10 protein-coding genes are annotated in these 6,000 nt (G+C 60.9%); 4 read left to right on the top strand and 6 right to left on the bottom strand.

Features of this window, described 5'->3' with window-relative positions; genetic code table 11:
- Positions 1-147: 147 nt before the first annotated feature.
- Together VGP39_RS16500 and VGP39_RS16505 are read left to right on the top strand one after the other, a co-directional pair.
- On the top strand, positions 148-1,074 hold the full coding sequence (locus VGP39_RS16500) for a quinoprotein relay system zinc metallohydrolase 2 (protein WP_327569173.1): 927 nt from the start codon (positions 148-150) through the stop codon (positions 1,072-1,074).
- A gap of 57 nt (positions 1,075-1,131) precedes the next feature.
- The gene (locus VGP39_RS16505; protein ID WP_327569174.1) at positions 1,132-1,959 is read left to right on the top strand and encodes a quinoprotein dehydrogenase-associated SoxYZ-like carrier; all 828 of its coding nucleotides are present in this window, start codon (positions 1,132-1,134) and stop codon (positions 1,957-1,959) included.
- Between the two features lie 162 nt (positions 1,960-2,121).
- Here VGP39_RS16505 and VGP39_RS16510 read toward each other — a convergent pair whose 3' ends face one another.
- The gene (locus tag VGP39_RS16510; RefSeq protein ID WP_327569175.1) at positions 2,122-2,433 is read right to left on the bottom strand and encodes a hypothetical protein; all 312 of its coding nucleotides are present in this window, start codon (positions 2,431-2,433) and stop codon (positions 2,122-2,124) included.
- Between the two features lie 112 nt (positions 2,434-2,545).
- Between VGP39_RS16510 and VGP39_RS16515 the strand changes: the two genes are divergently transcribed.
- Positions 2,546-2,890, top strand: coding sequence for a hypothetical protein (locus tag VGP39_RS16515; protein ID WP_327569176.1), 345 nt, complete (start codon positions 2,546-2,548; stop codon positions 2,888-2,890).
- 189 nt (positions 2,891-3,079) lie between these two features.
- Here the strand turns inward: VGP39_RS16515 and VGP39_RS16520 are convergent, their stop codons facing one another.
- Positions 3,080-3,316 carry a hypothetical protein gene (locus VGP39_RS16520; protein WP_327569177.1) on the bottom strand — a complete coding sequence of 79 codons (237 nt, stop codon included), beginning with the start codon at positions 3,314-3,316 and terminating at the stop codon, positions 3,080-3,082.
- 97 nt (positions 3,317-3,413) lie between these two features.
- Positions 3,414-4,280: a hypothetical protein gene (locus tag VGP39_RS16525; protein ID WP_327569178.1), complete on the bottom strand. Its 867-nt coding sequence runs from the start codon at positions 4,278-4,280 to the stop codon at positions 3,414-3,416.
- A gap of 168 nt (positions 4,281-4,448) precedes the next feature.
- Here VGP39_RS16525 and VGP39_RS16530 point away from each other — a divergent pair, with 168 nt between their 5' ends.
- Positions 4,449-4,757, top strand: a complete 309-nt coding sequence (locus VGP39_RS16530) for an EthD family reductase (protein WP_327569179.1) — start codon at positions 4,449-4,451, stop codon at positions 4,755-4,757.
- Between the two features lie 79 nt (positions 4,758-4,836).
- On the opposite strand, the gene pqqA is transcribed toward VGP39_RS16530, so the two are convergent.
- The 3 genes from pqqA to VGP39_RS16545 form a co-directional block, all read right to left on the bottom strand.
- Complete coding sequence (gene pqqA / locus VGP39_RS16535; RefSeq protein WP_009031067.1) at positions 4,837-4,917, bottom strand: pyrroloquinoline quinone precursor peptide PqqA; 81 nt, start codon at positions 4,915-4,917, stop codon at positions 4,837-4,839.
- A 142-nt stretch (positions 4,918-5,059) separates the two neighbouring features.
- A complete protein-coding gene (locus tag VGP39_RS16540; RefSeq protein ID WP_414644697.1) occupies positions 5,060-5,365 on the bottom strand; it encodes a calcium-binding protein in 306 nt (101 codons plus the stop codon).
- Between the two features lie 169 nt (positions 5,366-5,534).
- Positions 5,535-5,855 (bottom strand): hypothetical protein, encoded by a 321-nt coding sequence (locus VGP39_RS16545; RefSeq protein WP_327569181.1) that lies wholly within the window; start codon positions 5,853-5,855, stop codon positions 5,535-5,537.
- Positions 5,856-6,000: the final 145 nt, after the last annotated feature.

Consider the following 6,000-nt stretch of genomic DNA (forward strand, 5'->3'; position numbering starts at 1 on the left):
CGGAAACCACCAAATGCTATGCCCGTCATCCAGAGCGTGCAACAGAAATTAAAAGTTTGCGATTCGTTGCGCTCTGCTATGTGCTGCGATGCAATAGCTTGAGCGCTTGCGCGAAGCAGTCGGCGCGATATCGACATGAGGCGGACGATGAATCATCGCCTTGCAACGCTGGCCGTGTTCGCAACACTGGTCGCGCCAGAGCTTGTGAGGGCGCAGCAAAGCCCGCTGCCGGTCAGCGAAGTCGCGCCGGGACTTTTCGTTCACATCGGCGTGACTGAACTCATGACGCGCGAAAACCAGGGAGCGACCGCCAATATCGGCTTCATCGTCGGCAACGATTGCCTCGCGGTGATCGATACCGGCGGCAGCGTAAGCGAGGGCCGGCGATTGCTCGCGGCCATCCGCGCCCGTACGGACAAGCCGATCCGCTATGTCATCAACACCCACGGTCATCCGGATCATGTCTTTGGAAATGCAGCATTCTTGCACGAGGGAACAAGCTTTGTCGGCCACAAGAACCTGCCCCGCGCACTAGCCGCGCGCGGGCAATTCTATCTGGATGCGTTTGGCCGGATCATGGGGGACGAGCTGATTGGCGAAGTCCGCATCATACCGCCGACCATTTTAGTGGACGGGGAGCGCGAACTGGACCTGGGGGGCCGAAAGTTGCGCGTCCGGGCGTGGCCCGTTGCGCACAGCGACAACGACCTCACGGTGCGCGACGAACAAACCGGCACCTTGTTCGCAGGCGACCTCGTGTTCCTCACCCATGTACCGGTGCTGGACGGCAGTATCCGTGGCTGGCTCGCGGTCATCGACCAACTTCGCGCGATGCCGGTGCGGCGCGTCGTTCCCGGTCACGGAGTTGTGAGCGAATGGCCGGCGGCCCTTGCCGATGAACGCCGCTATCTCGAAAAGCTGATGGCGGAGGTCCGCGGGCTGATTTCCGGGGGGAAAACGATAACGGTTGCGGCGGATAGCGCCGCGGCCTCCGAGCGGTCACGGTGGGAACTTTTCGACGACTACAACGCGCGCAATGCAACGGCGGCATTCTCGGAAATTGAATGGGAATAACCGGCGCGAGGGAGTATAACCGGTTCCACTGCTTCGGCCGTTGAGAGGATCGCGACGATGTTGCGACGTCATTCCCGCCTGCCCTGGCTCGCCGGTCTGCTGGTTGCCATGAATTTCGGCGTGGCGCCGGCCATGGCTGCCGAGCCGTACGATCCCTGGCCAGGTCTTGCGCAGGACATCTTCAACAACCGGTCGATGAACGACGGCGCCGGCGTAATCGCCATCGACATGCCGGTTCGCGCCGAAGACGCGGCGATTGTCCCGGTCACCCTGCGCGCGACGCTGCCTCCCGGCGACAGCAGACGCGTGGTGGCGATTACGCTGGTGATCGACCAGAACCCCGCCCCGATGGCGGCGCGTTTCGAATTGGGACCGGATGCATCGGTCTCTGAAATTTCCACCCGCGTGCGCGTCAACAACTATACCGACGTCCATGCGGTCGCCGAACTAAGCGACGGTCAACTCTACATGACCAAAACCTACGTCAAGGCCTCTGGAGGCTGTTCGGCGCCGGCTGCCAAAAACGCCGAGGAAGCCAAGGGCAGGCTGGGCCAGATTCGCCTCAGGCAGTTTGCCAAGGCTGGCGAGGGACCGGCAAGCGGCGCGCGCGAAGCCCAGATCATGATCGGCCATCCGAACAATTCCGGCCTGCAGATGGACCAGGTCACACAGCTCTATGTTCCGGCGTTCTTTGTCAACGAATTACGGGTGTGGCAGGACGACACTCTGGTGCTGTCGATGGAAGGCGGAATTTCGATTTCCGAGGATCCGAATATCAGGTTCACCTACGTCCCGAACGGCGCCAAACGTTTCCGCGTCGAGGCCAAGGACACCGACGGCCACATATTTCAGAGCGAATGGAAGGTCGAGGGCTCCGGCATTTGACCCCTCTTACCTCTCCCCGGAGGGGAGAGGTCGAAGCCGGAGCGCAGCGCAGGCTTCGGGTGAGGGGACTCTCCACGCGCTCGGACTCGCAGAGAGTCCCCTCACCCGGATCGCATCTGGCGATGCGATCCGCCCTCTCCCCTGCGGGGAGAGGTGACTTGCTCAGAAACACCTCACTTCAGCTTCCGCCTGGGCGCGTCGCAGATCGTTCAGGGCGCTATTGGCCTGTTCGGACGAGCGAAACTGGCCGCCAAGATTTCCTCGCACCTGCGACATGCTCAGCACGGTTTCGGCGGTAATATATCGATCATAAGGTAGTAGCGAGGCGAGGACATCGATCGAGCAGGAACACTGATCGATGGTCTGCCGGGTTTCGCCGTTCGCTTTCATGCAGCCGAACACATACTCCACCCGCGCATTCGTCGGATAATCGTTGATGTCATCGCCGCGCGCGGCAACGGTCGCCGTTCCCATCGCGGCCAACGCGCAGACAGCTGACTGCATCCATCGGGAAATGATCATCGCGGGTCTCCTGCCGATGCGGTCCGGAACCATGCTACTATAACGAAAAAACACGGGAGGCCACATGTTGCGTCTATCGATTGCCGTCACCGCCGTTCTGCTCTCCACCTCCGAGCTTGTGGCGCAGGGCAAAGGCATCAGGCTCTGGAATCTGACCACGGCGACAATTTCAAATTTTGAACTTTCGCCTGCCGGCAAGAACAGTTGGGGACCCAACCAGGCCCTGAATGATCGGGACAAGGAGGTCGACCATGACGAGCGGCTGCGCATCACCGGCATCGAGCCCGGGCGTTACGACGCCAGGGTCGGGTATCGCGACGCCAGGCAATGTGTCGTACGCGATATCGAGATCAGGGCCGACGCGGTGTTCTCGATCGCCGACAAAGACTTGAAGGATTGCAACAAGTAACGCAACGATTCCCACGTCGTCCCCGCGAAGGCGGGGCCCGGATTCCGTGTCATTAATATTCTGGGAAGGCCTCAGTGTCCTTGTGGGACCGGCGCGTCGTTACAAGCAAGGCCAGGGGTTATGGGTCCCCGCCGGAGCCTGTCAGCGGGCCGGCGAAGCCGGACCCGTTGGCGGGGACGACGCCAACGATCAGCCTGCGGGCGTCGCACCGCCCACGTCCGCCTTGTCGTTGGTATGCGGATATTCACAGCGCCAGCGCACGGCATTCCATTTCGGATGCTCGCCCACCCACTGCGCGATATAGGGCGGGGCCGCCCTCGCACACTGTTGCAACGAGCCGCTATAGGAAAACACCAGGTGGGTTTCTTCGCAGGTCGCCGGCGCGAGCACTGCGCACACGGTCACGATCAGGTCGATGGGATTCATGTCTTTATCCTTGCGCCGCAGCAACAATAGCACAATAGAAACGAACGCAACGCGGTGAAGTTTCAAGAGGGCGTGAGTATCCCAAACGCGCGGCGGCCTAGAAATTGACCCCAAGCACGAGCCGGGCCTGATGGCGTTCGAAATTGGCGAGGTCGAGGGCGGCGGTTGATCCGGCCGAACGGCCCCAGGCCTGAAAACTCCAGTTCGCCGTCAGCCTGGAACGGTCGGTTAGTTTGAGAAATGCAGTGGGTCCGACAAACAGCGCCTGGCCGGCAAAATCGTCCAGGCCGATGCCCTCGTATTTCCTGAAATACCGCGCCTCGCCGCCAAGGAAAAAACCCGGGCGAATTTGAGCCATGACGGCCAGCGCAGCGCCCACGGTGGACTCCCGCTCCGCCTGTCCGGTCGCAAGCATGCGCGTCCATTCCGGCTGATAGATCAGGTTGACGGCCGCGATACCGAGGTTCGGGATCAGTTCGCGATCGAACGCCAGTGTGAATTCGGTGCCGTATTGGCGCACCCGCGCCGCCGTTGTCTCATCGACGCGGTCAGCGTGACCCTCCACCGCCAACGTCATGCCAAAAGGGTTCTTTTCCCGGTCCATAAACCGGTAGCGCAGATCGAGCGAAATCCCCTGCCCCTCGAACTGGTTGCGATTGGCGAAGCCAGGGACGCCAAAGATGCCATGCGTCGCAAATGTGCCTCCCAGTTCGACCCTGAAATTCGGCAGGGGCACGAATTCCAGCTCGAATTCCTGGCCGATCGCGCGGTAATTGCCGCCGGCCCTGGAAAACCGCCCCGTGGTTTGGCTCTGGAATTCCCGTTCGCCGACGTTGCCGACGTCAGTGCCGATCATGAAAGCGAAGATATGTTCGGTGTCGATGCCTTCGGCGTGTCCGCCAAACGGGAGTAACGTTGCGATGCAAACGCTGACGACTCCAATTGCTCTCGCGCGAACGGGCATTTGCGTTCCGATGGGTGGAAAGCGATAGCACGGCTGACCTGAAAACAAACCCTATCACAAAGCAGCGATCATAAGCTGCCACAGCGGTAAAAGAATCGGTGCCGCCGCCTTGTTGGACCGCTTCCACGGCTATGGTAGTCAACGCTCCCGTTTCAAGGAGAGAACTAAATGGCCAAACTCGTCGTCCTCTATAAGACACCAAAGAACACGGACGCCTTCGACAAGTATTATTTCGCGACTCACGTGCCGCTGGCGAAAAAGCTTCCCGGCCTGAAAAAATATGATGTGAGCAAGGGAGCCGTCGCATCGCCCGCTGGCGCGAGCGGCATTCATCTGGTCGCGACGCTATATTTTGATTCGCTCGACGCGATCAAAGCCGCCTTTGGTTCTGCCGAAGGGAAAGCGACCGCTGGCGACCTCGCCAATTTTGCGGATGGCGGCGCGGACCTGTACTTCTTCGATACGAAAGAGGTTTGAGGAGCCGCTAAAACGGCCGCGGCCCCGAGGCTGGGCGCGAAGCGCCAATCCTCGAGGCCGCCAAGTCGTCTCGACGCGATTATTTGCGCGCGGCGCAGGCGTACATGTTGATTTCCATGCCGACCGGCACTTCGACGATTTTCGGAGTTTTCCAAGCCATCGGGGTCTCCTCATTCCATTGTGGCGCGAACCTCGCGCTGCCGAGAACCTAAGACCGCGTCAGCCGCCATGCAAGCGCAACGTGCGTGGTGCGACGCCAAGTCCCTGGACCCTGAAGTCCCTGGACCCTGAAGGCCCTGGGGCTATCGCAACAGGCGCAACAAGGCCTTTCCCGCCGCGGTGTTCAGTTCCTTGGCATCCAGAGTTCCATCCTTGTCGGGATTGGCCGCACTGAAGCGCTGCTCGACGACCGCGAGATATTCATCCTTTGTCAGCGTTCCATCGCGGTCGGGATCGGCGGCGGCCAATTCCTTTGCGCTCAATCTTCCCTTAAGTTCGCGTTTGTCGAGCGTACCATCGCGATCGGGATCCAGCCTGTCGAACAAGGCAGACGCCGCCTTCTTCGCCTCCGCGAGATCGACGGTGCCGTCGTTATCCGGGTCAAGCATCCGGATCGGATCGGTGCGGCGGGATCTCGCCAAAGCCGGCAAGCTCCCACCGAACACGGTTCCGACCGCTAACATGAGCACAACAGCGCGGCGCGACAACATTGGATGGCCTCCCGACTCGCGTTTCTTCAGAATCAATTTAGCACGAGACGAGGGTTTCTCCCCTCCCTCAGCAACCTTGATCGGTCGACTTGGCCCCCTGTGCTTGCTGCGCGGCGGTCGGCTGAGCCTGCATCTGCTTCTGGGCGTCTTGCGACGACGTCGCGACATCGCCGGCTGCACGGTTCATGGTGCTGTTGGCCGCATGCTGACCGGTGGATGCGCCGGGGGCGGTACCTGTCGTCTGACCCTTATTTCCGGGGGTCGGTCCCGAACCTGCGTCCTGTGTGCTCGCGGATTTTCCGGTCATATCGCACGGACCGGCTTGGGCGGTGCCGATGCTCAGGGCCATTACCGCGCAGCCGGCGAGAATGAGCTGTTTCGCGTTCATCTGCCACTCCTTGGGTTTCCTGTTTTCGGGTGTGCCTTCGGCGCACCGAGGCGTATGAGAAACCAGATCACAGGCCGCGGGTTCCACCTTAAACAGAGCCGCTGCTGATAATATGTGCGCGGAGTAATCCCGCACTGCACAAATC

It is taken from the genome of Bradyrhizobium sp., from assembly GCF_036009065.1.
Classification (GTDB): domain Bacteria; phylum Pseudomonadota; class Alphaproteobacteria; order Rhizobiales; family Xanthobacteraceae; genus Bradyrhizobium.

What these genes read in the sequence shown, in the direction of transcription:
- VGP39_RS16500 (WP_327569173.1), top strand. Translation starts at nt 148, where the DNA reads ATGAATCATCGCCTTGCAACGCTGGCCGTGTTCGCAACACTGGTCGCG.
- VGP39_RS16505 (WP_327569174.1), top strand. Translation starts at nt 1,132, where the DNA reads ATGTTGCGACGTCATTCCCGCCTGCCCTGGCTCGCCGGTCTGCTGGTT.
- VGP39_RS16510 (WP_327569175.1), bottom strand. Translation starts at nt 2,433, where the DNA reads ATGGGAACGGCGACCGTTGCCGCGCGCGGCGATGACATCAACGATTAT.
- VGP39_RS16515 (WP_327569176.1), top strand. Translation starts at nt 2,546, where the DNA reads ATGTTGCGTCTATCGATTGCCGTCACCGCCGTTCTGCTCTCCACCTCC.
- VGP39_RS16520 (WP_327569177.1), bottom strand. Translation starts at nt 3,316, where the DNA reads ATGAATCCCATCGACCTGATCGTGACCGTGTGCGCAGTGCTCGCGCCG.
- VGP39_RS16525 (WP_327569178.1), bottom strand. Translation starts at nt 4,280, where the DNA reads ATGCCCGTTCGCGCGAGAGCAATTGGAGTCGTCAGCGTTTGCATCGCA.
- VGP39_RS16530 (WP_327569179.1), top strand. Translation starts at nt 4,449, where the DNA reads ATGGCCAAACTCGTCGTCCTCTATAAGACACCAAAGAACACGGACGCC.
- pqqA (WP_009031067.1), bottom strand. Translation starts at nt 4,917, where the DNA reads ATGGCTTGGAAAACTCCGAAAATCGTCGAAGTGCCGGTCGGCATGGAA.
- VGP39_RS16540 (WP_414644697.1), bottom strand. Translation starts at nt 5,365, where the DNA reads ATGCTTGACCCGGATAACGACGGCACCGTCGATCTCGCGGAGGCGAAG.
- VGP39_RS16545 (WP_327569181.1), bottom strand. Translation starts at nt 5,855, where the DNA reads ATGAACGCGAAACAGCTCATTCTCGCCGGCTGCGCGGTAATGGCCCTG.